This is a genomic window from Prochlorococcus marinus str. NATL2A, assembly GCF_000012465.1.
Lineage (GTDB): Bacteria > Cyanobacteriota > Cyanobacteriia > PCC-6307 > Cyanobiaceae > Prochlorococcus_B > Prochlorococcus_B marinus_B.
This window is the reverse complement of sequence record NC_007335.2, coordinates 1,286,854-1,309,296: the sequence shown is the minus strand read 5'-3', so window position 1 is coordinate 1,309,296 and position 22,443 is coordinate 1,286,854. Positions and strand designations below refer to the sequence as shown.

Here is a 22,443-nt window from a genome sequence, read left to right as displayed (position 1 = left end):
GACTTTTTTAGATTAATTAGAATAAAAACAACAAGAAAATTCTAAAAAAGTTTTGGAGATGAAGCTCTTGCTCTTCCGCTAGAAGCCCATTCTCTTAAAGATTCAAGTTGTTCTCTTGCAGTTCTTGAAAGAGGAACTAGTTGACTTGTAGCGAGAATTAAATCACCTTCAACAAGCTCTCTTTTCTCTGCAAATGCAAAGTACATTGCCTCGATAACGGATTGTTCTAATTCAGCACCAGAGAATCCCTCTGTTCTATCCAAAGCAGCATTTAAATCAATTTTTAAATTAGGTCTTCGTTTTTGAAGATGAAGTTCAAGAATGCTATGTCTTTCATTCCTGGAGGGTAATTCCAGCATGAAAATTTCATCAAATCTTCCTTTCCTAAGTAGTTCAGGAGGAAGTTTATCTATTCCATTTGCAGTGGCTACAAGAAAGACAGAAGAAGTTTTTTCTGACATCCACGTAAGAATATTTGCAAGCACTCTTTGACTGGTTCCTCCGTCACTCCTCCCATCTCCGCCAAAAGCTTTGTCAATTTCGTCAATCCATAAAATGCAAGGTGCCATAGCTTCGGCTCGCTGAATGGTCTCCCTTGTCCGTGCTTCACTGGCTCCAACTAATCCAGCAAATAATCTGCCTACATCAAGTCTTAACAAGGGCATAGACCAGCTATTCGCTATTGCTTTCGCTACTAGAGTTTTTCCTGTCCCTTGAGGGCCAACTAATAAAACACCTTTAGGTAAAGGTAATCCAAAATCTTTTGCTTCTTCGGAGAAGGCTTGTTTCCTTTGCTTCAACCAATCTTTCAATATTTGTAAACCACCAACGTCATTTGGCGACTTATTTGTTTTGCAATATTCCAGTACTTCACTACGCGCAATAGATTGGCGTTTTTCCTCCAGTACTTCTATTAAATCTTTTTTACCAATTTGACCTCTTTGCGCAAGAGCCCTAGCGGCTACTTTACGGATCCTTGATTCACTTAGACCACCACATGCATTTGTAAGTTCCTTAAGAACGTTTTCGTCTAATTGAGAATTACTAGCTTGAGCAATATTTGATAAAAGGGTCTTGATTTCATTTTCCTTGGGTAGTGGAAGATCAAGAATCGTTAGATCTTCTTCTAAATCATTTGAGGGGCTCCATAATCCAGAACTTATAACTATTGAATGAGGCTTGGAACGAAGATTAATAGTTAGATTTTTTAGCATTCTTAGAATGCCTGGATCTTCGCAAAAATGGTGAAAATCCTTAAGCAAAAGGATAGTAGGAGAACTTTCATCCAGTTTTTTAAGCCATTCAAGGACGGCCATTGGCTGCCTTGACCCAAGATTATTGGAATTAAGAACATTACTGATTCCATCAATGTAATCCCAAGTTGCAAGTCTTCTTGGAGAAAGCCTTTTAGTAGAATTTTGTAAAAGAGTTTCAACTCTTTCTTCTTCGTTACTCCTTATCCAAATAATTGGAGTTCTAGCTCGAATTAGTAGATCAAGTTGTTCCTCCCAATTAGACATCAGTTATTGATTTGATTCTCTATGAGGGTGAATTTATATAATAAGTTGCTTTTAAAATTATTTATTACTTTTTGGTTCAAAGGGTAATCTATCGGAATCAGAAATTACTTCTGAAGCAATAGAAACAGTTGATTTATCTTGCTGGTTTAGTTGATCATCAAGTATTTTTTGCAAATTATCTGGTAGGGATTCTCTGCTAAGGAGAAATGTTTGTAACCCTTGAAAAATATTTGCAATGACCATATAAAGCAAAACACCAGCAGGCAAAGGGAAGAATAAAAACATTCCAGTAATCATTACCGGTGTGATTTTATTCGCTGTGGATTGTTGTTTATTTACAGGCATTCCTCTTCCAGAGAGCACTTGAGAAATAACGAGTGTTAAACCAAAACCTGCTACTAAAATTGCAATATCCCAATGAATTGAGCCATCTACATAAAAACCAACATTTCCTAATGCTTTTATAAACAAGAATCCGCTTTTCGCTGCTAAACCAGGGATCTTCGCTTCTACGGTGGCATCTCCAGGATTAAGTGCATTCACAGTCCCATCAGAAGAGACTTTTACGATGTCTTCCCCTTTCGTGACTTTCCAAGAAGGAGAAAATTTCGATCCATTTTCATATTTCTGCAATTCGTTTACATATGAATCTCCATTCACGGTTTGCAGATTGATTTTAACTGAATCACCTGAACCGATTTTTGTACCTCCCGGAAGAGCTGCGATAACAGGGAAATGATTCTTTTCAGTTATGAATATGGAGTGTTTTGCGCTCTTGAAAGGTTTGGGCTCTACAGCGGCTATTTGGTCTGATGGAAGAACTTTGATATTGACAAGATAAGGTACATCAGCAAAAGGTGATCCTCTTAGAGTTGCGAATAATGCGAATAATATTGGCATTTGAACAATCAGAGGAAGGCAACCAGCTAAGGGACTTCCAAATTCACCCATTAATTTGCCTAATTCTTCTTGTTGCTTTTGAGGATTGCTTGCATAGCGGCTTTTTATCTCAGCTTGTCTTTTTTGCATGACAGGTTGAGCTATCTTCATCCTTCTTGCACTTCTAATGGAGCCAGCGCTAAGAGGAAAAAGTGCTAGGCGGATAACTATAGTTAATGCGACAATCGCTAGTCCATAGCTTGGAACTAATCCGTAGAAAAAATCTAGGATCGGGATAAGTAGATTGTCAGAGATGTACCCGATCACGGTTTTAAAGGTAGAAAGTTTAAGGTTGTTAGGCCAGTTTGCCTTAGAAGATGTGTTCTTGTCTCACATGTTTGTGAGGGCTCATTAGTTTGAAAAGCCTTGAACCTCATTATCAGGCTTATTAGCGGGTGATTTTTCTATTTTTTCAAGGATGTAGGATTCTGTTTCCCTAAAATTTGGAAGCGATCTCATCTCAAGGCGAGCCCCATCTTTGAGGACTAGAACCATATCACCATAAGATCCTAGACCTCTTGGAATGGCTCTGATCTCAGAGATTTGACTGTAAACAACTTGAGTTTTATCCCTACCTAGCCATCCACCAGTAACGGATATTCTACGAGTCGTTATTTTGTATCTAACCCAAAGGGCTCTAACTAAGGCTCCAAAAGTAAAAGGAAGACCAATAAGTGTTATCCCAGCAATTAAATTTATTATTAGGTCGCTGCTGGCAGGACCACCTTCGTAAAAAATGTCTTCGTTGGGACTAATTGTCATTTTGTTATTCCAGCCTTAGTGAGTAGTTTGTCACACTCCTTAAGCAAAGTGCTGTCGGGATTTTTCATGCAAGAAGGCTTTAAAGAAATAAAAGCCCAAATCTCATTATCACAGGCCATATTAGAAAGTCTTAATGACAAATGATGGTGGAATAACCGTCGAAGCTTATTTCTTGTAACTGATTTTTTGCTTACTTTATTGCTTATGGATATGGCACATTTTATAGAATGCCTTGTTTTTGATTGTTTCCCTTTGACTTGAGGCTTTTTATTTGCGTCTGTAACTCTAAGAACCATTGAGGAGCTGTAGAACCTTGAACCCTCTTTATAGATGAAGTCAAAACATCTATGACCTTTGAGTCTCATATGTTTTGGCAAAACCATTAGAAGAAACTTTTGTTGTAAGTATCTTTATTTGAGAATTTTCTTTTAGACAGTTAAGCGCGATCTTCCACGTTTTCTACGTGTTCTTACAACTCTCCTTCCAGTATGAGATCTCATTCTCACTCTGAAACCAGAAACTCTTTTCCTTTTTCTACTGGTTCCTCCAAAGGTCCTTTTAGTCATTTCTATTTATGCTCTTATTGGATAAATACAAAGGTTAATTTATCAGTTCACTGTACGTCTATGTTCCAAGTCCCTAAATATGTTGAGATTGGAATTTCATCTGCGTTTTGTGATAGCGCTCGGAATTGAAACATACCTCTTTTTCTGGGATTGAAAATTTTCATTACTACGGCGTAATTATCCTTATTAAAAGGAATCGGTTTTTCTGGAAAGATATCAATAATAGTTTGTTTATCATTAACTTCAATCAGAGAAGGAATGTTTTCTAAACAACGAGTCCTTTCTGTATATCCACCGACCTTTACTTTGCAGAGATTTAATTTTTTTGTCTTGATTGTTGCTTTGAAATAATCAGGAATTGCAATCGTTAATTTTTTAATATCTTCTTTTCTATCTTTCCCTCTAAGGAAAAAGTAATAAGTAGATCTTTCATTCCTTTCAGAGGATGATTGATAATATTTAAGTCTTTTATATCCAGGTTCTGGATCCCATTGGTATTCAAAGAAACCTGGGGATGCCGAAGTTCGTGGAGCTAAAATAGAAGACCCTGTTCCAAATAAAAAAGCTGAAAATCCAATAAAAAAACTTTTCTTGATAGCTGATAATAATTTTTTCTTGAACATAACTTGAAGTTTTAGAAATATAAATCACTTGAAAGTTTTCAAGTGCATTTGCATGATCTTGAATGAATATAAATGGTTGTTGGAAAAAAATCTTGATTTATCTGTCTGGACGCAAATTTTTTGCTTTCCCAAGATAAGGATTTTTAGGTATTTGCTCGTTTGGTAAAGAAACATAAGCAAGTAGACGAATACATTTTGGTAAGTCGTCTTTAACAAACATTTGCTGGCAGTCTAAAAGTGCGATTTTTTCCCAGCCAGTGTTTTTTCTAGCAATAGAAGCGGGGAAACAAGCATCTAAGTCTGATGTTACGGAGAAAGTAATAGAAATAATTTGATCTGGGATCAAATTATTTCTAGAAACTAATTCAACTAACAATTCCTCTACCGCAGAAGTGATTGACTCAACAGAATTGTTTTCACAAGTCGTTGCCCCCCTCAATGCACACAGATAAGTCAATTCATTTTGACAATTCATGGCTTAAAGAGCCAAAGGATCTGACCATTCCCCTCCAACTCAAGGTTTAATGCATTTACAAGATTGTGGATTATTTTCCCTCCAGGTAAAAACCCTAATAATTTCTTTTTGGTTTTACCAAATGTTATGGGTTTTGTTTTTTCATCTAGGTTTGCAATTTTTATAGCAAGTAGTTTTGCATCATTCTCATCACCTATTTCATCTACCAGCCCAAATTCTTTAGCTTGCTCTCCAGTAAAAACTCTTCCATCGGCAAAGCTCTTAACCACTTCTGGGGTTAAATTTCTTCCTTTTGAAACTGCTAAAACAAATTGTTCGTAACTGCTATCAATTAATGATTGTAGAAGAGCTCTCTCTTCTGTTGATAAAGGGCGATCAGGGGAAAGAATGTCTTTATAGATTCCACTTTTTACAGTCTCGAATTTAATACCAACCTTTTCTAATAACTTAGATAGGTTGTTTCCTCTTAAAATCACACCAATAGATCCTGTTATTGTTCCTGGGTTTGCAACAATTTTTTCAGCACCTACACCTATATAGACTCCACCTGAAGCTGAGATATTGCCAAAACTAGCTACAACGTGACAACCTTTCTCTCTTAGCCTCAAGAGAGCACTATGGATTTCTTGGCTATCACCAACTGTTCCCCCAGGGCTATCAATGCGAAGTAATAGGGCTGGAAACTCTCTTTCCTCAATTTGCTTTAATGCTTTTAGAACAATTTTTCGAGTTTCTGAATTGATAGGACCTTCAATACAGATTCGTGCCATCCTCTTTTTGGATTTTCGTCTCAAGGGCCAAATCATTCAAATTTATGCATAACTTTATTGATCTTAAAAAGGAGATTGCTTTCTGACCTTATGTTTGTCATTTGGAATTGGTTTTTGATGATTTTGCCCTTCGCTCTTTGGGGGACCTCAATGGCGGCGATGGCACCTTTGGTTAATGCCGCGGGACCTGAGATTGTAGCCTCACTAAGGCTTTTGCCTGCTGGTCTAGTAGTTTTAGCTTCAGTTCCTTTCTTGAAGAGGAGTTGGAATATTTCAAAAGATGATTTGGTGTGGTTTTTAGTATTTACTTTGATTGACGCAACCCTTTTTCAGATTTTTCTAGCCAAAGGGTTAATGGAAACTGGCGCAGGATTGGGTTCTGTTCTTATAGATTCCCAACCTTTGATGGTTGCTTTGTTAGCAAGAATTCTGTTTGGAGATGCAATTAATCCAATTGGATGGATTGGCTTGGTGCTTGGCTTGGTTGGAATAATTTGTCTTGGAGTCCCTACTGAATTACTAGGAAATTGGTTTTTACTTGGCAACTTTGAATCAGGAAGTAATTTTTTAAGCCATGGAGAAGTATGGATGATATGCGCAGCAACCTCGATGGCTTTAGGGACGGTGCTTATTCGATTTGCTTGTAGAAAAAGTGATCCTGTTGCTGTAACTGGATGGCACATGGTTCTAGGAAGTGTTCCTCTTATCGTTTGGCATGTTTTCGATAAAAACTGGCCATTGTTTCCAGACTGGTCTGCTTTTGAATGGACTTTGATGTCTTATTCAAGTTTGTTTGGTAGCGCATTGGCCTATGGATTATTTTTTTGGTTTGCAAGTCGAAAAGAATTAACAAGCTTTAGCACCCTTGCATTTTTAACGCCTGTATTTGCCTTGATTACTGGCGGGATTTGGTTAGGGGAGAGACTTTTTCTCCTTCAGTGGATTGGAGTAGTTTTGGTTTTAATATCAGTACTATTTGTAAGTCAGAGACGAAGATTCTGGGGGAATAAAAGTGATAATGAATTAATAAAAGAGGCTTAGTTTAAGTGATAAAAAAGCAATTAAAACTTATTCTTGTAAGTACACCTATAGGTTATCTGGGCAGTGGCAAAGGCGGAGGAGTTGAACTTACTATTGTTTCTCTTATAAAAGGATTAATTTCATTAGGTCATAAAATTATTTTAATTGCACCAAAAGGATCAAAATTACCTTTCGAAAGTGAGTTGCTTGAAATAAGATTAATAGATGGAGTTGATCAACCTAGTTGGCAGCATCAGGATAGAAAAGATCCAGTTTTAATTCCTTCTAAAAGTGTCTTACCAAATTTATGGGAAGAGGTAATTGATATCGCAAATAAATCCGACGCAGTTATTAATTTTGCATATGATTGGCTTCCATTATGGTTAACAAAAACACAATCAATTAAAATATTTCACTTAATTAGTATGGGCGCTGAATCAATAGTAATGAAAGAAACTATTAGTGAAATAAGTGAATTATTTCCTTTTCGTCTGGCTTTTCATACTAAAAGACAATCTAAAGATTATTCTTTAAAAACTGATCCAATTATCGTTGGAAATGGTTTTGATACGGATGATTATTTATTCAATGAAATGGAGAATGGACCATTAGGTTGGGCTGGAAGAATAGCGCCAGAGAAAGGTTTAGAAGATGCAGTAAAAGTTGCGAATGATTTGGGTGAAAAATTATTAGTTTGGGGACTCATAGAAGATAAAGAATATGCATCAAAAATTGAAAATACCTTCACAAACGAAATTGTTGAGTGGAAAGGATTTCTTCCAACGAATAAATTTCAGGAACAACTTGGACGATGCAGAGCGTTAATAAACACGCCCAAATGGAATGAAGCCTACGGCAATGTTATTGTTGAAGCGATGGCTTGTGGTGTTCCTGTAATTGCATATGATTTGGGAGGACCAGGCGAATTGATCGAAGATGGATTCAATGGCTTTTTGGTTAAGCCCAATGATATTGAAGGTTTGATAAAAGCAACAAAATCAATCTCAGAAATCAAAAGAAAAAATTGTAGAGCTTGGTTTGAAAAAAAAGCCACCAGCAAAGTCTTTGCAGAAAGAGTGGAGAATTGGCTTCATAAAGGCTTAAATAAGAAAATCTCAGCAGACTTGCAAGATTAATTGAAAAGTTTAACTAAATCTTTTTACCCAACTTTAATACAAAGAAGACGTGGTCTTCTTTGTATTTTATTTATTGGATTAATAATTTTTGTTTGGCAATTAGGGAAAACAGGTTTGGTTGATGAAACACCACCTTTGTTTGCGGCAGCCAGTAGAGCAATGGCAGAAACGGGTAATTGGTTTACTCCTCAAGTAAATGGATTACCTCGATTTGACAAGCCACCTTTGGTCTATTGGTTAATGGGACTGGGATTTTCGATCCCAGGAAATAATTCTTGGGACCCTTTAGGTACATGGGCTGCCAGGCTTCCTTCTGCATTATCAACAATTTTTTTAATGCTTGTTTTAGGGGACACAATGATGAAATATCCCCAAGAAGAAAATAATTTCAATAGAAGGACTGCAGTTATTACTGCAGTGGTATTTGCGTTGTCGCCTTTGGTAATAATTTGGGGAAGAATTGCCGTAAGTGATGCACTCCTTTGCAGCACTCTTGGAATTTGTTTGCTTCTTAAATGGAGAAGATTCGCTAATCCAGAAGGAGAAGTTTGGTGGTTGTCTTGGATTTTTTTGTCATTTGCAGTTTTAACTAAAGGTCCTGTAGCATTGGTTTTATCAGGATTAACAATATTATTTTTTGCCTTTTTTCAAAATAAGCCTTTAGGAATTTTAAAAATATTGAGGGTAATTCCTGGACTTTTTCTTGTCTTTATTATTAGTTTTCCTTGGTATTTAATTGAATTATTAATCGAGGGAAAACCCTTTTTAGATAGTTTTTTTGGGTATCATAATCTTCAAAGATTTACCTCAGTAGTAAATTCTCATGGGGAGCCTTGGTGGTTTTTTTTAACAGTATTATGTATAGCTTCTTTGCCATTTACTCCATTTTTATTAATAAGTATTTGGAAGAATTTTTACAATGTAACTAAATGGTCTAGAAGAGTTATAAAAAGACCAGAAAAGTCATTATTTGAGTTTTCATTTTTTTGGTTAATAGCTGTATTTGTGTTCTTTACTATTTCAGCTACGAAGCTACCGAGCTATTGGCTTCCTGCTACTCCTGCAGCATCAGTTTTAATATCACTTTCCTTAACTAATAATGTTAAAGAGGAATTTTTAAAATCTTTAGCTTGGAAATTTACAATATTTTTATCAATACTCTTTTCTATATTTCTTTTCTCTTCAAAGCTATGGATTCAGCTTCTTAATGATCCTGAGATTCCAAACTTCTCAGAGGAATTAAACAATAGCTTTTTAATTGAAAAAGCTGGATTTATTTTTCTTTTAATTGCTGTTCTAGGAATCATATTTTCATCGAGAAAAATATATGGAAAACTATTAATTTTGCAAATCCCTTTAGTTTTATCTCATTTCCTGATTGTCTTACCAACTTTTGATTTGGCAGATAGGTTAAGACAACTCCCATTAAGACAAGCATCAGAATTACTTTTAAATTCCCAAAATAGAAACGAGCCTTTAGTAATGGTAGGAGCTATGAAACCCTCAATTCATTTTTATACTAATCAAGTCATTGTTTTTGAAGGTAGATCTAAAAATGCTTTTGTAAATGTTTCAGATCGACTTAAAAATGAGAAGAGAAGAGGCTGGAAAGGAATGCCAATATATGGATCCAATGGATCACAAACTACTCTTTTACTTATTGATAAAAGATCAGTGGAAAAATCTTATTGGCAAGGACTTAATCCAGAAGTCTTAGGTAATTTTGGTGTTTATAGCGTTTGGAGACTTGATAGAGAAATTATTGAAAGACGAGCTAAATATTTGAAAACAGATGGTGTTAGTTCTACTTGGAAAAATCCTAGACCAGAGAGATTTTAAAAAACGTCAAATATCTATTGAATCGAATTTATTAAATCTTGTTTGCTACATCTTTCAGGGATAATAACAATGCCTAGATCATCCTGAAGCCTCTCTAAATCAATTACCGAATCTTCAGTTATCGAGCTTATTACATCCTCAAGACTTGCTCCCATATCATTTGACATCTCTACCAAAATTCGCAAAGTCTCATTTTTTAAAGAGAGATTTACGTTTATAGAAACGTTTTGTCCTGAGCAATTATTTGAGTTCATAAAGAAAACATTAAGATATCGTCGGGCTCTTTGGGGCATTTTCTTGAATAGCTTCAGAAAATGACTTTTTTAGGGATATTTTTAATTTAACTTTTCTGAATTTTTAATCTAATAAAAAATGAACAAAAAAAATCTTCCTAAGCAATTACCTAGGAAGATCTATCAGTTTATGTTTAAGGCTTAGAACATTTCGCCTTTTAGTTTTTCAGCCCATCCAGAAAGCCTTTCGTCAGTCATGTCTGATTCACTGTCTTCGTCAAGAGGTAACCCACAGAATTCTTCTCCAACTACACTTTTTGACTCGTCAAAAGTGTAATCAGTCTTTGCAGTGTATCCAACCATTGAAGCACCTGCTTGCTGGAAGTATCTATGAAGCTCTTCCATTGCATCGCAATAGTTTTCGGTGTAAGTAGAAGAATCTCCTAAACCAAAAATTGCAACTTTCTTACCACTGAGATCTAGCTCCCCAATGTCTTCAAGGATTGAGTCCCAAGCAGTTCCTGATCTCTCAGAGTCAGCACCGGTGTTCCATGTGGGGATGCCACAAATAACCCCATCATGTCCAGCTAATTCACTAAGGTCATCGACGTCTGAAATATCCTTTGGACCTTCAGCAGAGTCAAGTAATCCGTGCAGCCGTTCAGCTATATCTTCGGTTTTACCTGTTGTTGTAGCGAAGTAGATTCCTACAGTCATGGAGCAATTTAAAATCAAGAATATTTTAAAGCAGCTTTGCACATTTAGAGTGAATTTGGTTTTTTTTAAATTTTCTTGTCTATTCAATATTGATTTTTGATACATAAATAAGTCAATATTTATTGCTTTTCTCTCTAGAAAATTAATTTCTCATATTCTTCTTCATCTCTATTACGATTCTTAAATCTAGTGCTCAAAAGGCTTTTAAAGGAAAAATCTTCAAAAGTATTAGAACAAAAGATAAATTCCTATCGATTTTTAATTAACTTTAAAGAAAAGATTTGAAAATTATTCAAAAAGGACGTTATTAAAGATCTTTATCTGAAAACATTTGTATTGGTTGTACTTAAGGCTCTTATGTACTTAGAAAAATTAAATTTTGCTTACTATTGCTGTCTTTTTTCAATTCAGATGGTTTATAAGTTTGGTCCCATCATTCCGAATCCACTTTGAAGTCCAAAGGAAATTATTACAAATGTACTGATAGCCAAGCCAATTAAAACCGAAGTGTAAAGCCTATTAACTCCATAACCAGCTTCAACAGGATTGAAATCAGCAACTACAAAAGATTTCTTGCTGTATTTTCCTCTATCGCTAAGACCTATTGCTCCCATTGCTGTCTTAGGTGTAAGAGTGCCACCTTCGTCATCAAGGAACCAAGGCTTGTTGGGACTATTGTTCTCAGGGGCTGACTGAGCTTCTGAGATGACTGAAGTTGCTGAAGAAGCGGAATTGAGTCGACTTGTATCTTCTCTGAAGAATCTTGGGAACATATAAGTATGCCAGAGGCCTATTACTCCGGCCCAAGCAATCATGCTTACACCCGCCAACCCAAAAAGAATTTCTTTAAATCCGAATTCCATAAATTAAACCAATTAATTTACGCCTGTTAGGGCAATGATTCCACAATATCAGAAGTAAAGCGAGTCAACTTAGAGAGTTATCAAAGCTTCTAAAATCGGACCAATTTGTTACAGAATTCATAAGGTCAATCAATCAATCAGCCTTTTTGGCTCTGATATGCCAAGATTTATTGGATAAATATATAGATGGATGATCAACCTCAAATTACTCTTGGTATTAACACCAGTCATTTTTTCAGTTGCCTTTACTGATTATTGGTTGAGAAGATGGGGAGTATTTGTATGGGATAACGGTCCTACTATTCAAAACCAGCAAGTTTGGGAAGATACTGCAATTGTTGCAGATAAAGGAAGACCCTCAGATGGATATCCTGTATTTACCGTTAGGACTTTGGCAGTGAATGCATTAGGTATACCGTCTGTATTCTTCCTAGGTGCAATTTTTGCAATGCAATTTATCCGCCGCGGAGTGATAAACGCATAAAAAATAATAGTTATCAAAATTTCTTTTTAAAAATTAACTATAAAAAAGACCTAATTAATATTGGGTCTTTTTTTTAATGGTCATTGTTACCAATAAATATTAAATTATTTCTTTAATACAAAAATAATCAATTCATCTTATAATTATTCCAAATTATAAGTTTTAGATGGATTCTGAAAATACTGTAGTTGATTTTCCAACTGACCAAGAGCAAATAGCTTCAATTATCGAAGATTCATTCCCAAAGAAAAATAGTGATAAAGACCTGGGAAATCCACAATCTGATGCTAATAGATTAGGGTCTAGAATCTTTTTTTTATGGGTTTGGCCAATTGTTGCGGTAAATAAATTTAGAAATTTAGTTAGTAGAATGGATTTCGTGAAGCCTTATGAATCTGGTATTAATGATTCTTACGAGGTTAGTGATACTGAGACTGTTTATACAATGACTAAAGATGCTTTTGCCGGTAAAGGTGGAATGAAATTTATGGGAATTAGATTTATGTCTATTTGGGTTTTTCCAGTTGCAATAACAGGAGCTGTTATTGAGTTCCTTTTCGTTGGCCCACTAAAAGGGACCAATCCATTTGGTTAAAAGTTAATTCAAGAATATTCTTTAGGTTTTATAGCTGTTGAAATTTAAATATATTTTTTAGACGTTTCTAAAAGGAAAAAATGGAGTAACTTTTTTAGTGGGGTTGCTACTTGCAATAGCTTTTCCTCTAATGTACATGAATAGACCAAGTGTGATTATCATTACGGGTGGATGCAGAGCTAAAGATCTGCCAATAAGTTGAAGTTCCTCTCCTGACATTTAATTAGATTAATTCTTAATTAACTATACACTGTATGGAAGGTGAAAAAAAATAATTTAATATATATAAAAGAAACTACTTATTATTTTTTTTATTATAACTAAGCTTTAAAATTAAGATCATAAAATTAAAAATAAAGGTAACAATATTAGCGACTAGAATAGGAATTGAATGGATTTTTAAACCGTAAATAATCCAACAAATAAGGCCTGTTATAAATAAAATCAACATAACTAATGAAACATCATCAGCTGATTTTGTTTCCCATGTCTTATATAGCTGGGGTAAGAAGGCTATAGTAGTTAGCAGAGCAGCTGAAAAACCAAATAAATCTATATAATTAAGGTGACTCATTTTTTTTTTATAAAAATAGTTATTGATAAAAACTATATAGTAAATTATTATGTAATGTAGTTCTATCTTGAATTAATAATATCAAAATTTTATGAGTGATCAGTCTGAATTTAATGATGAGCTTTTAAAGGATAAATTAGAAATTTTATTAGATGAAGATAATGAGATTAAAAAATGGAATGAAGGCCTATTAATAAAATCACTTATCCTTTTGCCCATAATAATTTTTATAGTAGGTTTATTTATAGTGAATAGACCAGAAACATTAACAGATATATTATTCGTATTTCTTTACCCTTTAGCCCTAATATTGATAGGTTTGATACTCCTATTTGTTATGAGAAGCAAATTAAAATAGAAGATATTAATAGAATCTTTTTGCTTTAAATCTGTGTTTTCATGTAGCCAATAAGGTAGTCCCACTGTAAGCTATTAGTAATTAAACATTAATATCCAATGGCAGGCGGACCATTATTACAACTTTGGGAAAACCTACTACCCTTTGCTAAGGATCTAAGAATTCGCTTTGCAATAGCAATGCTTGGTAATGTTCTAGCAATATTATTTATTTTTACCCTATGTAAAATGTTTATTCCAGGATTGGAAGAGCAACTATTTAGTTGATTTCCTAGACCAGAATTGATACATTTCTCTAAAAGAATTAGGATTTAATTTTTCAAATTTATCCCATAATTCTAAATTTTTTAAAGAGTCTTTATCTTTATTATCTATCTGATATTTATCTCTAATTTCTTTTGAAAGAGTAAAACCTAGGAATTCCAGATTAGATACTTTTAACATGTTTTTAATTTCGATTAGCGTATAACAGTTTTCGTGGGTATGAAAGCAAAGATCTCTACACATTGAAGTTGAGTAGAAATCTGACCAATTACTTATCTCATTTATCTCTTTAATTTCTCCATTAAGAAGATCATTTCGGAAGTTTCTTATTCCATCAATGTTTGGTTTAATATCTTTTTCTTTGATTAGTTTTCTTGCTTTTAGGATTTCTTCTCTTGCATACTTGCTGTACAAACCTAACTTTAAAAAGCCTTCTGGTTCTAATACGTCAAATAGATTTGATAATCCCTTGCTAGGCTCATTCATATGGTGAAGAACACCTGAACATTCTATTAAATCAAATCTTTTATTTAGCGATGTCAATTCAAGTAAATCCATTTCTATAAAATTGATATTTTTCAATCCATATTCATCGACCTTTCTCTTTGCATATGAGATACTTGAATTGCTTAGATCGATTGCTGTTATTTCACAATTACTATACCGAGATGCTTCAATTATTTGAATACCCGTTCCACAACCTGCTATAAGAATATTTATTTTTTTATTTGTTAATTGAACTGAATTAGATTTAATTGTATTTGGTGAAATTTCTGAATTAATAACTGATAAAAAGTTTAGTTTGTTTTCTTTAGCATATGAATTGTATCTCCATCTAGGATATGGGTTTAATTCATACTGATTTTTCACTTCTTTAGATGTTGAATCTTTTATATTTCCTATCTTTTTAATTCCTTTTGAAATCATTTTTTCAGCATTCAACTCTTTAAATTGTAAATCAAGAAGACTATTTAATTCTTTTTTATTTGGTATATAAGTATTTAAATTAATTATTTCATCATTTATTGAAGATAGAGATTGGTAGCAAGAGATTATTGCTAATTTATAGTCTTGATTTTTATTATTATTGGTTATCTTTTTAAGTTCTTTTAGTTTATCCTTTTCTTCCGTAGATATGTAATAGACATACTCATTCAAGAAACATTGTGATCCAAGCCCTATTATAAAGTTGAAAATACTATTACTTATTTTATCTTTATCTGAATAGTTTAATAGAATATTCTTGCGTATATTTCCTAAAACCTTTTCCCATAATGGTGAGCAAAATATTAGCAAAGAAAGTGCTTTTACTAATTCCTTATTTTTAATTAAAATATTAAATTTACTGTTTTCATACAACTTCGATTCTAAAATAGATAATTCTTCTAATATTTCTTTCGAGATAAGGCTGTTTATATTCCCAAATAGTTCTCGATGAGATATATCTTTTCTATTTAATAAATTTTTAAGTAATTCTCTATTATCTTTTTCCGATGTGTTTAAAACTTCTCCTTTTTTGATTAATTCACTTATAAGTTGATAACTTAACTCACTATGCTTATGCAATAAAAGTTCTTTTTTTGTAAGTGATAGTGATTTTTTATAATCTCCAATTTGGTTATATATTGTAGCTAGATTTAAATAACAGTTTTCTAATTTATTATCTATCTCTATTGCCATCTTTGTATGCAAAATGGCTTTATCTAGATCTTGTTTCTCTTTGTAGCATGCGCCTAGATTCAAATGAGCGATAGCAGATTTATTATTTATTTCTAATGCTTTTAAATAATATTCTTCTGCTTCATTATATTTATTAGAATCTTTGTTTAATAATCCTAGATTGATATAAGCATCAAAGTAATTTTTATCTAGTTCGATTGCTTTCTCAAGTGATAATCTTGACTCATGATATTTATCTAAACCTTTTAAAATCAATCCTCTTATACAATGCCCATTTGGCAGGCTTGGCTTTAATTGAATTGCTTCTTCAATTATTATTTCTGCTATTTCTAATTGATTTAATTTATAATATAAAAAAGATAAATTTAATTTTGAGTAAATATGATTTGGAAAACTTTTAGCACATTGTTCGTATAATCTTATTGCTTTCTCATTTTCTCCTTTTTCTTCACATATGAGTGCATAATTTGAAATTATATCTGCATCAGAATAACCATTTCTTAAAAAAGCTATATACCCTTTCTCTGCTTCATCTAAATTCCCTTTAATATGATTATTGATTGATTTTGCTTTCAGATCCTTTTCTGAAAGCTTTTGGAGTTTTTTAGAAGAGCCTTTAGCCTCTTTTTTCTTTTCCCCGAAACCACTCAATGATTTTTATTTAATTAATATGATTATACAAAAAGTTAATAATCTAATTATTTTAGCTTAATAAATCTATAGTTTCCAAACTGTAGTTAATAGTAATTTATTTATAGATTATGGAGTTAATACACTTTTATTAATTCTTATTCCCTCCAATAAGCCCTAATTTTTTATATAATGTTTTTATATATTTTAGGATGCAAATGCCTTTAAAGTTAGGTGATCAAATACCTGATTTCTCACTCTCTGATCAACTAGGTGTTTCTAGGACGAATAAACAAGCAAAAGGTAGGCCACTAGTTTTATTTTTTTATCCCAAAGATGATACACCTGGTTGTACGGCTGAAAATTGCGGCTTTAGAGACAAATACGATCTTTTTAAACTATTTGGGGCTGAAGTTTGGGGGGTAAGTGGTGATGATGAAGCAAGTCATAGATCTTTTGCAGACAAAAATAAGCTTCCATTTCCATTATTGTGTGACACAGAAAATTCTTTGAGAAGAGCGTTTGGAGTTCCTAAAGTTCTTGGCTTACTTGATGGTCGAGTAACTTACATTATTGATTCAAAAGGTGTTATTAGGCATATTTTCAATGATCTTTTAAATGGTCCTGCTCATGTGAATGAGGCACTTAGAGTATTAGGCGAGATAAGAAATTAACTTTTAAAATTGTTGATTATTTTTTTTTTAGTAATTATCTAAAAAATAATCAAGATAATAATTTACTGTTAGCTTCTTTTGCTTGTAGTTTTTCTACTACAGTCTCAGAAGAAATTTTTGCAACGTCATTTAATCCGTTTGCATCAAACCAAGGAGCTGTTGCCCAATCGAAGCCTTTTCCGAAAGTATTGTCTGGTGAGACAATGTACCAATGACATGCCGTGTCGGGGACGTCTACGGCACATTTTGACCAGTTATCGCTCCATTGAGGCACCTGAACCCAAAGTAGAGTGGAGAAAAACAATGAAAATATTGAACTAAACATTTCTTTAGATTTTTTTTATATTAGCGGTATTAAAGCATTAATGAGGATTTTAATACTCTTTTTTTTGCAAGATAATCAAATAATAATTATAAGTTAAACTAATTAGTCTTTCTATCATTTTTTAAGTACCTCAGGCATAGGATTTCCTGGCTCTCTTCATTCTCTCCAGAATTTAAAATCCATTCTTTGAACTCTTGATAAAGAACTGATCTATCTATTTTATTTATTTCAGTCATCCTGATTAAGGTGCAGCTAAGAGTTACTGAAACAATTTCTTCAATAGAAGGGCTATTCTTCAATTTTTCTTTTTTATATATTAATAAGTTAATTTACTTAAAAATCCATTCTGCCGAGTCTTTTGTTCAATAATTTTATATTCAATTTATCTATTGAATATAAATATGGAGAAATCACAGGCATTTAATAAATATTATTTTGAAACTTTTTATTGTTCGGATATACTACGTTTCTAATCTATTTTTCAATGGAAAGAGACAGTAGAAATAAATCTTTTTTTATTTGGATTGAAGAGATTTGTGAAGAAATAGAGGTTCAATTTTATGGAATAATATGTGCAATATTCTTCTTCGTTATAATTTATTTTATTTTTCAACCTCTTTGGATGAAACCTGTAATTGATCTTTTTTTGAAAATTAAATTACTTGTAGGTTAAATCCTCAACTAATAGAGAATTTATTACCAATTAATCTCCGTGCTGAATTATTAGTGATCTAAACTTTTCTCTTTGGCAACTAATTCTATAAATTTCCATACAAGGGCATGTTTATAGTCGTCCTTATTTGGACAAGCCGAAACTACTTCTTGCCATGAGAAATTATCTTGATCTTTATTATCTTTTAGTGGTGAACCAAAATCTCTTGCAAGATTAGATAGAAAATTGTATCCGAGTCTTTCTGAAGTGTATTTGATTATCTCATCTGAGTAACTCATATAGAGCAAGAGAGTGTCAGCTTGATAGTTATGCCTTGTGCAGGCCCCATCAGAGCAGCCACTACTGGCAATTTCTAAGCATGCTTTATGGTCGTAGGTTTCCTTGATTAACTCAACTAATGTTCCCATTTGATTCTTCCAGCAACACTTGTGTTATAGCTAATAAAAAAATTAATTACGTAATCAACTAAATAATCAAACAAAATTTAGAAAATGACTAAATATTATTTTTGCTTGGATTTCGATTAGGTAAATTTACTAGTTCTTTTATGGTTTCTCAAACGAAAGCAAAAAATGAAAATGCTTAGATTCTTGTTAGGAAACAAAGCAAACTCTTATGAAAGATAATCAAAGAAAGAGAAATGATTGGAAATTTCTCTATGATTTTTAAAAATAATAATTATTTTAATCCACAAATCTTGAATATAACCATCTAAAAAATGCTCCTAAGACTGGGACATTTCCAAATGTTCCAGAACAAAAATCAAAATAATCTCTATGTTCTTTAACCTTACCTTCTTCATCAAATATCAATCTGGTTGTCCCATCGTATAAAAATTCGAGACCTTTTATTTTTAACCCCATTGTCCATTCAACAAAAGCAATATTCTTATTGATGGCAATTGAGTGTGATTCTAGATAAATATCATCACATCTTTTGATTAATCCATCTTGGGCTTTGATATAAGCATCAATTCCATTTTTTTCTTGGGTAGGATCTATAAATTTAACTTGTTTATTGTATAAGGATTCCCATTCTTCCCTTGATGGAGCTTTCTCTCCATAAGACAAATTGAAGAATTTTTTTAATTCTTTCTCTTTGATGAGCATTGAATTTAATGTTAATACTTGTAATTTAGATTATTTAAATAGACATCGCGTTAAAGACATGTGATGTAGATAACTCAGAAATAGCTTAGATTTAGAATCTATTCAATTAGCTCATATGAACAAGAAGAACATTCTTATTTCTATTGGTGTCCTTGGTATAGGAATAATCCTCTATAAATTGCTTTTAGGACTTTTCCTCCCAATAGCTTTGTTTGTCTCTCTTGGGTATGTTTTGAAATTTTTACTTAAGGACTCCGAGTCTGATTCGGTTATTGAGGTCTCTCAGATTTTTACAAGCAGCGACTCCTCTTCTTCAATCGACAACATAGTTGAAATTAAACCGATTGAAGAAAATAAGTCTGTTGAGGAAAATAAGCCTGTAGAAGAAGATAAGCCTGTTGAGGAAGATAAGCCTGTTGAAGAAGATAAGCCTGTTGAGGAAGATAAGCCTGTTGAGGAAGAAAAGCCTGTTTGGGAAGATAAGCCTGTTGAAGAAGATAAGCCTGTTGAGGAAGATAAGCCTGTTTGGGAAGATAAGCCTGTTGAAGAAGATAAGCCTGTTGAAGAAGATAAGCCTGTTGAGGAAGATAAGCCTGTTTGGGAAGATAAGCCTTAGTAAGCCGTTAGTATTGGATAGCTTTAATCATTTCACAAGTTTCTTTAATGGATACAAATGCAAAAAAAAGTTTTTGGGATTCAAAGCCTTATTGGTGTCAACCTTGGTCAATTATTAGCTTTGGTGTTTTAGTTCTAATTTTTAGTTTTAAACTCTTAAATAACATTATAATATCTTCTATTTTAGGATTTTTTATTCTTGTTTGGTGGATATTATTTTTAATCATTGCTCCGAATTCGTATCAAGTAAATAATGATAAATGATAATCATTATTTATTAATTTGTTTTTTGTAATAGCCTTAATAATAAATTATCTACTTAGATCAAAAAACAAAAAAAGGAAATTTTAAGTTCAGTTTTTATTTCTCCTGAGTACTATTTATTTTTGAAGGGAAGCCTAAGTAACCGCCAGAAAATCGCTTCCGATTTGTCCAGTAAAATTCAACTAACTCTCTTGTGGAGCTTGTTATAAGTGCTTCTCTTCCAATTTCTAGTCCGCTTGAAAGCTTTAGGCTCTTTGTCGATTCCCAGCTTGAAGTGCTTGAAGATTCCATTAGATACTCCAGTTGATTGGTTGATTAAATACGAGAAGATCTCCCTACCTCTGTTGACTGTTTCATTAATCATGCTCAGTAAATTAAATGATTTTGTAAGAGTGGGTGAAAGAAAATCGAGATTCTTCGATACGATCGAAACGTCTCTCTATAGTACATTAGTATCAATTAGTGTCAATTTTCTTTCCTTGATAGCTTAACGTGAATCTGGGTATTTATTTCAATTATCTATATAGTTTTATTATAAATTAAATAAGAAAATATAAAAATAGATAATAAATTTCAATTTTTCTATTTATAGTTACATAGATAGACTATATATTTATTAAATTCCAAAAATTATCTTTAACTTATCCTATTAGTCTTAAATCATAAAATAAAAGATATATATTTTTAGAATTTTTAACCAGATAAAATATATATTCTAGGTAAATGTAAACTTATCTATTACTAGAATCTCTTGCTCTGAGAAATCACTAGCAGATATGCAATTTATCCATTCTTTATACTCTTGGGCAATTGCTAATTGATCCCTTGGACTGACCTCTACTGTTCTTTTTAGAATATGAGATAAACCTTTGACTAATAAATCTTCTATGCTTTTGGGATCTTCTTGCATTTATTTATGGCATGTATACTAGAATACCTTTTATTAAATTATTTGTAAAGAGATAAAAGCCTTTGAAAATAGAGTTAATTTTATCTTTGTTTATGTATTAAAAATATATTATGCTGCATTACTATTATTTTTCTTATCTATTGATGGTATAAATCCAAACTCTTCTATTTCTTCAACTAATGTGAGCTTCATATCTTCTTTAGTAGATTTTATATTAATAGTATTGGAATTTATTTTTTTTTCATTTTTATTAAAATCTTCGGTTTCATTTTTTACAGCTAAATTTTTATAAATAGATTTTTTAAGATTATTAATCATATTAATATTTATTAAATAAAATGAAAAGGTTATTCCAATAAGAACTAGAAAAATATTATGAATAAAAAAATATGAGAAAACTAATGTCGGAGATAAATACTCTATCACCTGATTTATTTTAATTGTTTTCATAATTAGGCAACATCCTGTTGATTTCTCTTATTTTGTCTTTCTATTAAGGTCAGATCATAGGAAGATTGTATCTGATTATTATAATCTAAATCATCAATGAATTTTGATATAGATGTTTTATTTTGCATCCATTTACGCCGTATTGTTTTAGGTAAATCAGGCAGGTTGACTTCTTTCTTGTCAAGAGACTTTATGTATCGTTTTCTTTGTCCGCTATCTACTGTCGAGCTATAGCTCTCATTGTATTGAGAGATATGTTTTTGGCTGTCTCTTGAGTCTGTAATTGCCATTAGCTCTGAAAGACTTCTGATAAATGGAATCATGCTGCATACCTCTCTCTATCACTATTTTTAATATTATCTTTTAAACTTTTATCTTTTTTGTAGGCATTTATATAGTGTACGTCGTAAGATCCTAATCCTTCTTTCTTGGGATTGTATAAATGGATGAATCCATTCCTAGACTTTGAATTCTTATTCATAATCTTAAGCTACTCTCCTTTGAACTTTCCTTTCGTTTAAGGTCTCTATGTTGTACAGAACTTTGGGCTTGTATTTGTCTAGTAATTCCTTCGTGATTCCCTTCTCTAAGTTATGAGCCTCCTTATCTTTTGATTTAATTTGGTTAGGGGTTCTAGAGCTGAAGTTGGTGGTTTTCATTTTAAATAAGAGTAGTAGTTAATTTCTTTTTTTGTGATAATTACTAGACAAGGGACTCAATTTTTTCTCTGTTTGATAGTAATTTACTAAGTTTTTTGTTTTCATCTTGAAGGTTATTGATTACTTTCTTGTAAGTCTCGATCTTTTCTTTCAGTGATTTAATCTTTTCGCTTTCACTTTTCTGTGAGGCTTTGTTAGCTTTTTTCTTGTTCCCTTTAACTAGTATTCTTACGGTCGCTTCTGTCATTCTTTCGCCGTTCCCAACGGCTTCAAATACCTTTTGCCGCTCCTTGTCTGTCACTCCTTTGCTGCCCATTAACGCCAACGATCTAGGCGTTAGTGAAGCGAGCATGTTGTCGTCTATATCGGAGCCACCTAGCCAATTTGTATATGCGCTTACAAGGTCAATAGCAAACCTTTCTGAGCAGTTGATAGCTCCTGACTTCAGGAAGGCCCTCCAGTTCCCAGGCTTGATGTTACTCTTTATGTCGGAGAGGTTGGCCGCCACAGCCCTTAGTGATTGCCCAACGCAACTCAGCTCCTCGTTGATCTCTACGACAGATTCCTTAACGTACTCTACTTGCGCGGGCACTAGCCCCTTAGTGACTTCGCTGTTGAGCGGAATATTCGCTAAGTCAACCACCTCCGTAGGCGATAATTCCATGGGTTTAGCTAAATACGCATTTAATATACGTCTTGTGACGAATCGGAACAATA

At 32.9% G+C, this 22,443-nt stretch carries 35 protein-coding genes; 10 read left to right on the top strand and 25 right to left on the bottom strand.

Going from position 1 to position 22,443, the window contains the following annotated elements; all coding sequences use genetic code 11:
- Positions 1-41: 41 nt before the first annotated feature.
- The 8 genes from PMN2A_RS07220 to sppA form a co-directional block, all read right to left on the bottom strand.
- A complete protein-coding gene (locus PMN2A_RS07220; RefSeq protein WP_011294894.1) occupies positions 42-1,520 on the bottom strand; it encodes an AAA family ATPase in 1,479 nt (492 codons plus the stop codon).
- A gap of 57 nt (positions 1,521-1,577) precedes the next feature.
- Positions 1,578-2,726 carry a membrane protein insertase YidC gene (gene yidC / locus PMN2A_RS07215; RefSeq protein WP_011294893.1) on the bottom strand — a complete coding sequence of 383 codons (1,149 nt, stop codon included), beginning with the start codon at positions 2,724-2,726 and terminating at the stop codon, positions 1,578-1,580.
- A gap of 84 nt (positions 2,727-2,810) precedes the next feature.
- Complete coding sequence (locus tag PMN2A_RS07210; protein WP_011294892.1) at positions 2,811-3,221, bottom strand: PH domain-containing protein; 411 nt, start codon at positions 3,219-3,221, stop codon at positions 2,811-2,813.
- The gene (gene rnpA / locus PMN2A_RS07205; RefSeq protein WP_011294891.1) at positions 3,218-3,604 is read right to left on the bottom strand and encodes a ribonuclease P protein component; all 387 of its coding nucleotides are present in this window, start codon (positions 3,602-3,604) and stop codon (positions 3,218-3,220) included. The genes PMN2A_RS07210 and rnpA overlap by 4 nt, the downstream gene beginning before the upstream one ends.
- A gap of 45 nt (positions 3,605-3,649) precedes the next feature.
- Entirely contained in the window at positions 3,650-3,787 is a 138-nt protein-coding gene (gene rpmH, locus PMN2A_RS10155; RefSeq protein WP_011294890.1) for a 50S ribosomal protein L34, read from the bottom strand.
- Between the two features lie 47 nt (positions 3,788-3,834).
- Positions 3,835-4,410, bottom strand: a complete 576-nt coding sequence (locus PMN2A_RS07200) for a DUF2808 domain-containing protein (protein ID WP_011294889.1) — start codon at positions 4,408-4,410, stop codon at positions 3,835-3,837.
- A 97-nt stretch (positions 4,411-4,507) separates the two neighbouring features.
- A complete protein-coding gene (gene aroH, locus PMN2A_RS07195; RefSeq protein ID WP_011294888.1) occupies positions 4,508-4,885 on the bottom strand; it encodes a chorismate mutase in 378 nt (125 codons plus the stop codon).
- A complete protein-coding gene (gene sppA / locus PMN2A_RS07190) occupies positions 4,882-5,691 on the bottom strand; it encodes a signal peptide peptidase SppA (protein WP_011294887.1) in 810 nt (269 codons plus the stop codon). Before sppA ends, aroH begins: the two co-directional genes overlap by 4 nt.
- A 54-nt stretch (positions 5,692-5,745) precedes the next feature.
- Between sppA and PMN2A_RS07185 the strand changes: the two genes are divergently transcribed.
- Genes PMN2A_RS07185 through PMN2A_RS07175 form a run of 3 tightly spaced genes read left to right on the top strand, consistent with a single transcriptional unit; the run spans position 5,746 to position 9,650 of the window.
- Complete coding sequence (locus PMN2A_RS07185; protein ID WP_011294886.1) at positions 5,746-6,696, top strand: DMT family transporter; 951 nt, start codon at positions 5,746-5,748, stop codon at positions 6,694-6,696.
- A 5-nt stretch (positions 6,697-6,701) separates the two neighbouring features.
- A complete protein-coding gene (locus PMN2A_RS07180; protein WP_011294885.1) occupies positions 6,702-7,811 on the top strand; it encodes a glycosyltransferase family 4 protein in 1,110 nt (369 codons plus the stop codon).
- Positions 7,812-9,650 (top strand): ArnT family glycosyltransferase, encoded by a 1,839-nt coding sequence (locus PMN2A_RS07175; RefSeq protein ID WP_011294884.1) that lies wholly within the window; start codon positions 7,812-7,814, stop codon positions 9,648-9,650.
- Positions 9,651-9,664: 14 nt separating this feature from the next.
- Here PMN2A_RS07175 and PMN2A_RS07170 read toward each other — a convergent pair whose 3' ends face one another.
- The 3 genes from PMN2A_RS07170 to PMN2A_RS07160 all read right to left on the bottom strand — a co-directional run bounded on the left by PMN2A_RS07170 (position 9,665) and on the right by PMN2A_RS07160 (position 11,463).
- Positions 9,665-9,904, bottom strand: coding sequence for a CopG family transcriptional regulator (locus PMN2A_RS07170; protein ID WP_225866302.1), 240 nt, complete (start codon positions 9,902-9,904; stop codon positions 9,665-9,667).
- Between the two features lie 180 nt (positions 9,905-10,084).
- Complete coding sequence (fldA, locus tag PMN2A_RS07165; protein ID WP_011294882.1) at positions 10,085-10,600, bottom strand: flavodoxin FldA; 516 nt, start codon at positions 10,598-10,600, stop codon at positions 10,085-10,087.
- 416 nt (positions 10,601-11,016) lie between these two features.
- Positions 11,017-11,463: a hypothetical protein gene (locus tag PMN2A_RS07160; RefSeq protein WP_011294881.1), complete on the bottom strand. Its 447-nt coding sequence runs from the start codon at positions 11,461-11,463 to the stop codon at positions 11,017-11,019.
- Between the two features lie 190 nt (positions 11,464-11,653).
- Here PMN2A_RS07160 and psbF point away from each other — a divergent pair, with 190 nt between their 5' ends.
- Both psbF and PMN2A_RS07150 read left to right on the top strand, forming a co-directional pair.
- Positions 11,654-11,947, top strand: a complete 294-nt coding sequence (gene psbF, locus PMN2A_RS07155) for a cytochrome b559 subunit beta, long form (RefSeq protein WP_011294880.1) — start codon at positions 11,654-11,656, stop codon at positions 11,945-11,947.
- A gap of 166 nt (positions 11,948-12,113) precedes the next feature.
- The gene (locus PMN2A_RS07150) at positions 12,114-12,542 is read left to right on the top strand and encodes a hypothetical protein (RefSeq protein ID WP_011294879.1); all 429 of its coding nucleotides are present in this window, start codon (positions 12,114-12,116) and stop codon (positions 12,540-12,542) included.
- 57 nt (positions 12,543-12,599) lie between these two features.
- On the opposite strand, the gene PMN2A_RS10830 is transcribed toward PMN2A_RS07150, so the two are convergent.
- Positions 12,600-12,761, bottom strand: coding sequence for a hypothetical protein (locus tag PMN2A_RS10830; protein WP_011294990.1), 162 nt, complete (start codon positions 12,759-12,761; stop codon positions 12,600-12,602).
- A gap of 76 nt (positions 12,762-12,837) precedes the next feature.
- Complete coding sequence (locus PMN2A_RS07145) at positions 12,838-13,116, bottom strand: SemiSWEET family sugar transporter (protein ID WP_011294878.1); 279 nt, start codon at positions 13,114-13,116, stop codon at positions 12,838-12,840.
- A 91-nt stretch (positions 13,117-13,207) separates the two neighbouring features.
- On the opposite strand from PMN2A_RS07145, the gene PMN2A_RS07140 reads away from it, so the two are divergent.
- Together PMN2A_RS07140 and PMN2A_RS10825 are read left to right on the top strand one after the other, a co-directional pair.
- Positions 13,208-13,474 carry a hypothetical protein gene (locus PMN2A_RS07140; protein WP_011294877.1) on the top strand — a complete coding sequence of 89 codons (267 nt, stop codon included), beginning with the start codon at positions 13,208-13,210 and terminating at the stop codon, positions 13,472-13,474.
- Positions 13,475-13,572: 98 nt separating this feature from the next.
- Positions 13,573-13,740, top strand: coding sequence for a hypothetical protein (locus tag PMN2A_RS10825; protein ID WP_011295170.1), 168 nt, complete (start codon positions 13,573-13,575; stop codon positions 13,738-13,740).
- Here the strand turns inward: PMN2A_RS10825 and PMN2A_RS07135 are convergent.
- Entirely contained in the window at positions 13,729-16,068 is a 2,340-nt protein-coding gene (locus PMN2A_RS07135) for a tetratricopeptide repeat protein (protein WP_011294876.1), read from the bottom strand. The two genes, PMN2A_RS10825 and PMN2A_RS07135, sit on opposite strands and share 12 nt — an antisense overlap.
- Before the next feature lie 197 nt (positions 16,069-16,265).
- Between PMN2A_RS07135 and PMN2A_RS07130 the strand changes: the two genes are divergently transcribed.
- Positions 16,266-16,721 carry a peroxiredoxin gene (locus PMN2A_RS07130; protein ID WP_011294875.1) on the top strand — a complete coding sequence of 152 codons (456 nt, stop codon included), beginning with the start codon at positions 16,266-16,268 and terminating at the stop codon, positions 16,719-16,721.
- Positions 16,722-16,770: 49 nt separating this feature from the next.
- Here PMN2A_RS07130 and PMN2A_RS07125 read toward each other — a convergent pair whose 3' ends face one another.
- The 4 genes from PMN2A_RS07125 to PMN2A_RS07105 form a co-directional block, all read right to left on the bottom strand.
- Entirely contained in the window at positions 16,771-17,046 is a 276-nt protein-coding gene (locus tag PMN2A_RS07125) for a hypothetical protein (RefSeq protein ID WP_011294874.1), read from the bottom strand.
- Positions 17,047-17,144: 98 nt separating this feature from the next.
- Positions 17,145-17,345: a hypothetical protein gene (locus PMN2A_RS07120; RefSeq protein ID WP_011295138.1), complete on the bottom strand. Its 201-nt coding sequence runs from the start codon at positions 17,343-17,345 to the stop codon at positions 17,145-17,147.
- Between the two features lie 424 nt (positions 17,346-17,769).
- Complete coding sequence (locus tag PMN2A_RS07110; protein WP_011294873.1) at positions 17,770-18,126, bottom strand: hypothetical protein; 357 nt, start codon at positions 18,124-18,126, stop codon at positions 17,770-17,772.
- A 276-nt stretch (positions 18,127-18,402) separates the two neighbouring features.
- Positions 18,403-18,828, bottom strand: a complete 426-nt coding sequence (locus PMN2A_RS07105) for a nuclear transport factor 2 family protein (RefSeq protein WP_011294872.1) — start codon at positions 18,826-18,828, stop codon at positions 18,403-18,405.
- Between the two features lie 115 nt (positions 18,829-18,943).
- Between PMN2A_RS07105 and PMN2A_RS07100 the strand changes: the two genes are divergently transcribed.
- Both PMN2A_RS07100 and PMN2A_RS11080 read left to right on the top strand, forming a co-directional pair.
- Entirely contained in the window at positions 18,944-19,444 is a 501-nt protein-coding gene (locus PMN2A_RS07100) for a hypothetical protein (RefSeq protein ID WP_011294871.1), read from the top strand.
- A gap of 47 nt (positions 19,445-19,491) precedes the next feature.
- Entirely contained in the window at positions 19,492-19,707 is a 216-nt protein-coding gene (locus tag PMN2A_RS11080) for a DUF6737 family protein (RefSeq protein ID WP_011294870.1), read from the top strand.
- A 96-nt stretch (positions 19,708-19,803) separates the two neighbouring features.
- Here the strand turns inward: PMN2A_RS11080 and PMN2A_RS07090 are convergent, their stop codons facing one another.
- The 7 genes from PMN2A_RS07090 to PMN2A_RS07070 form a co-directional block, all read right to left on the bottom strand.
- A complete protein-coding gene (locus PMN2A_RS07090) occupies positions 19,804-19,998 on the bottom strand; it encodes a hypothetical protein (RefSeq protein WP_011295071.1) in 195 nt (64 codons plus the stop codon).
- Between the two features lie 424 nt (positions 19,999-20,422).
- Complete coding sequence (locus PMN2A_RS07085; protein WP_011295054.1) at positions 20,423-20,617, bottom strand: hypothetical protein; 195 nt, start codon at positions 20,615-20,617, stop codon at positions 20,423-20,425.
- A gap of 108 nt (positions 20,618-20,725) precedes the next feature.
- Positions 20,726-20,935, bottom strand: coding sequence for a hypothetical protein (locus PMN2A_RS10940; RefSeq protein WP_225866301.1), 210 nt, complete (start codon positions 20,933-20,935; stop codon positions 20,726-20,728).
- 134 nt (positions 20,936-21,069) lie between these two features.
- Complete coding sequence (locus tag PMN2A_RS07075) at positions 21,070-21,390, bottom strand: hypothetical protein (RefSeq protein WP_011294868.1); 321 nt, start codon at positions 21,388-21,390, stop codon at positions 21,070-21,072.
- Entirely contained in the window at positions 21,387-21,548 is a 162-nt protein-coding gene (locus PMN2A_RS10820; RefSeq protein WP_011294978.1) for a hypothetical protein, read from the bottom strand. The genes PMN2A_RS07075 and PMN2A_RS10820 overlap by 4 nt, the downstream gene beginning before the upstream one ends.
- Positions 21,549-21,552: 4 nt before the next feature.
- Positions 21,553-21,726, bottom strand: coding sequence for a hypothetical protein (locus PMN2A_RS10815; RefSeq protein ID WP_011295208.1), 174 nt, complete (start codon positions 21,724-21,726; stop codon positions 21,553-21,555).
- Between the two features lie 43 nt (positions 21,727-21,769).
- Positions 21,770-22,390: a hypothetical protein gene (locus PMN2A_RS07070; protein ID WP_011294867.1), complete on the bottom strand. Its 621-nt coding sequence runs from the start codon at positions 22,388-22,390 to the stop codon at positions 21,770-21,772.
- Between the last annotated feature and the right edge of the window lie 53 nt (positions 22,391-22,443).

Bases quoted from the DNA above. Each gene is read 5' to 3' on its own strand.
- PMN2A_RS10940 (WP_225866301.1), bottom strand. From the start codon at position 20,935: ATGATTAATAATCTTAAAAAATCTATTTATAAAAATTTAGCTGTAAAA.
- PMN2A_RS07070 (WP_011294867.1), bottom strand. From the start codon at position 22,390: ATGGAATTATCGCCTACGGAGGTGGTTGACTTAGCGAATATTCCGCTC.
- sppA (WP_011294887.1), bottom strand. From the start codon at position 5,691: ATGATTTGGCCCTTGAGACGAAAATCCAAAAAGAGGATGGCACGAATC.
- psbF (WP_011294880.1), top strand. From the start codon at position 11,654: ATGATCAACCTCAAATTACTCTTGGTATTAACACCAGTCATTTTTTCA.
- PMN2A_RS07210 (WP_011294892.1), bottom strand. From the start codon at position 3,221: ATGACAATTAGTCCCAACGAAGACATTTTTTACGAAGGTGGTCCTGCC.
- PMN2A_RS07125 (WP_011294874.1), bottom strand. From the start codon at position 17,046: ATGTTTAGTTCAATATTTTCATTGTTTTTCTCCACTCTACTTTGGGTT.
- PMN2A_RS07140 (WP_011294877.1), top strand. From the start codon at position 13,208: ATGAGTGATCAGTCTGAATTTAATGATGAGCTTTTAAAGGATAAATTA.
- PMN2A_RS07170 (WP_225866302.1), bottom strand. From the start codon at position 9,904: ATGAACTCAAATAATTGCTCAGGACAAAACGTTTCTATAAACGTAAAT.
- PMN2A_RS07160 (WP_011294881.1), bottom strand. From the start codon at position 11,463: ATGGAATTCGGATTTAAAGAAATTCTTTTTGGGTTGGCGGGTGTAAGC.
- PMN2A_RS07130 (WP_011294875.1), top strand. From the start codon at position 16,266: ATGCCTTTAAAGTTAGGTGATCAAATACCTGATTTCTCACTCTCTGAT.
- PMN2A_RS07090 (WP_011295071.1), bottom strand. From the start codon at position 19,998: ATGGAATCTTCAAGCACTTCAAGCTGGGAATCGACAAAGAGCCTAAAG.
- PMN2A_RS07075 (WP_011294868.1), bottom strand. From the start codon at position 21,390: ATGATTCCATTTATCAGAAGTCTTTCAGAGCTAATGGCAATTACAGAC.
- PMN2A_RS10820 (WP_011294978.1), bottom strand. From the start codon at position 21,548: ATGAATAAGAATTCAAAGTCTAGGAATGGATTCATCCATTTATACAAT.
- aroH (WP_011294888.1), bottom strand. From the start codon at position 4,885: ATGAATTGTCAAAATGAATTGACTTATCTGTGTGCATTGAGGGGGGCA.
- PMN2A_RS07100 (WP_011294871.1), top strand. From the start codon at position 18,944: ATGAACAAGAAGAACATTCTTATTTCTATTGGTGTCCTTGGTATAGGA.
- PMN2A_RS07085 (WP_011295054.1), bottom strand. From the start codon at position 20,617: ATGCAAGAAGATCCCAAAAGCATAGAAGATTTATTAGTCAAAGGTTTA.
- PMN2A_RS07185 (WP_011294886.1), top strand. From the start codon at position 5,746: ATGTTTGTCATTTGGAATTGGTTTTTGATGATTTTGCCCTTCGCTCTT.
- rpmH (WP_011294890.1), bottom strand. From the start codon at position 3,787: ATGACTAAAAGGACCTTTGGAGGAACCAGTAGAAAAAGGAAAAGAGTT.
- PMN2A_RS07145 (WP_011294878.1), bottom strand. From the start codon at position 13,116: ATGAGTCACCTTAATTATATAGATTTATTTGGTTTTTCAGCTGCTCTG.
- PMN2A_RS10830 (WP_011294990.1), bottom strand. From the start codon at position 12,761: ATGTCAGGAGAGGAACTTCAACTTATTGGCAGATCTTTAGCTCTGCAT.
- PMN2A_RS07110 (WP_011294873.1), bottom strand. From the start codon at position 18,126: ATGGGAACATTAGTTGAGTTAATCAAGGAAACCTACGACCATAAAGCA.
- PMN2A_RS07200 (WP_011294889.1), bottom strand. From the start codon at position 4,410: ATGTTCAAGAAAAAATTATTATCAGCTATCAAGAAAAGTTTTTTTATT.
- PMN2A_RS10815 (WP_011295208.1), bottom strand. From the start codon at position 21,726: ATGAAAACCACCAACTTCAGCTCTAGAACCCCTAACCAAATTAAATCA.
- PMN2A_RS10825 (WP_011295170.1), top strand. From the start codon at position 13,573: ATGGCAGGCGGACCATTATTACAACTTTGGGAAAACCTACTACCCTTT.
- PMN2A_RS07105 (WP_011294872.1), bottom strand. From the start codon at position 18,828: ATGCTCATCAAAGAGAAAGAATTAAAAAAATTCTTCAATTTGTCTTAT.
- PMN2A_RS11080 (WP_011294870.1), top strand. From the start codon at position 19,492: ATGGATACAAATGCAAAAAAAAGTTTTTGGGATTCAAAGCCTTATTGG.
- fldA (WP_011294882.1), bottom strand. From the start codon at position 10,600: ATGACTGTAGGAATCTACTTCGCTACAACAACAGGTAAAACCGAAGAT.
- PMN2A_RS07150 (WP_011294879.1), top strand. From the start codon at position 12,114: ATGGATTCTGAAAATACTGTAGTTGATTTTCCAACTGACCAAGAGCAA.
- rnpA (WP_011294891.1), bottom strand. From the start codon at position 3,604: ATGGTTTTGCCAAAACATATGAGACTCAAAGGTCATAGATGTTTTGAC.
- PMN2A_RS07220 (WP_011294894.1), bottom strand. From the start codon at position 1,520: ATGTCTAATTGGGAGGAACAACTTGATCTACTAATTCGAGCTAGAACT.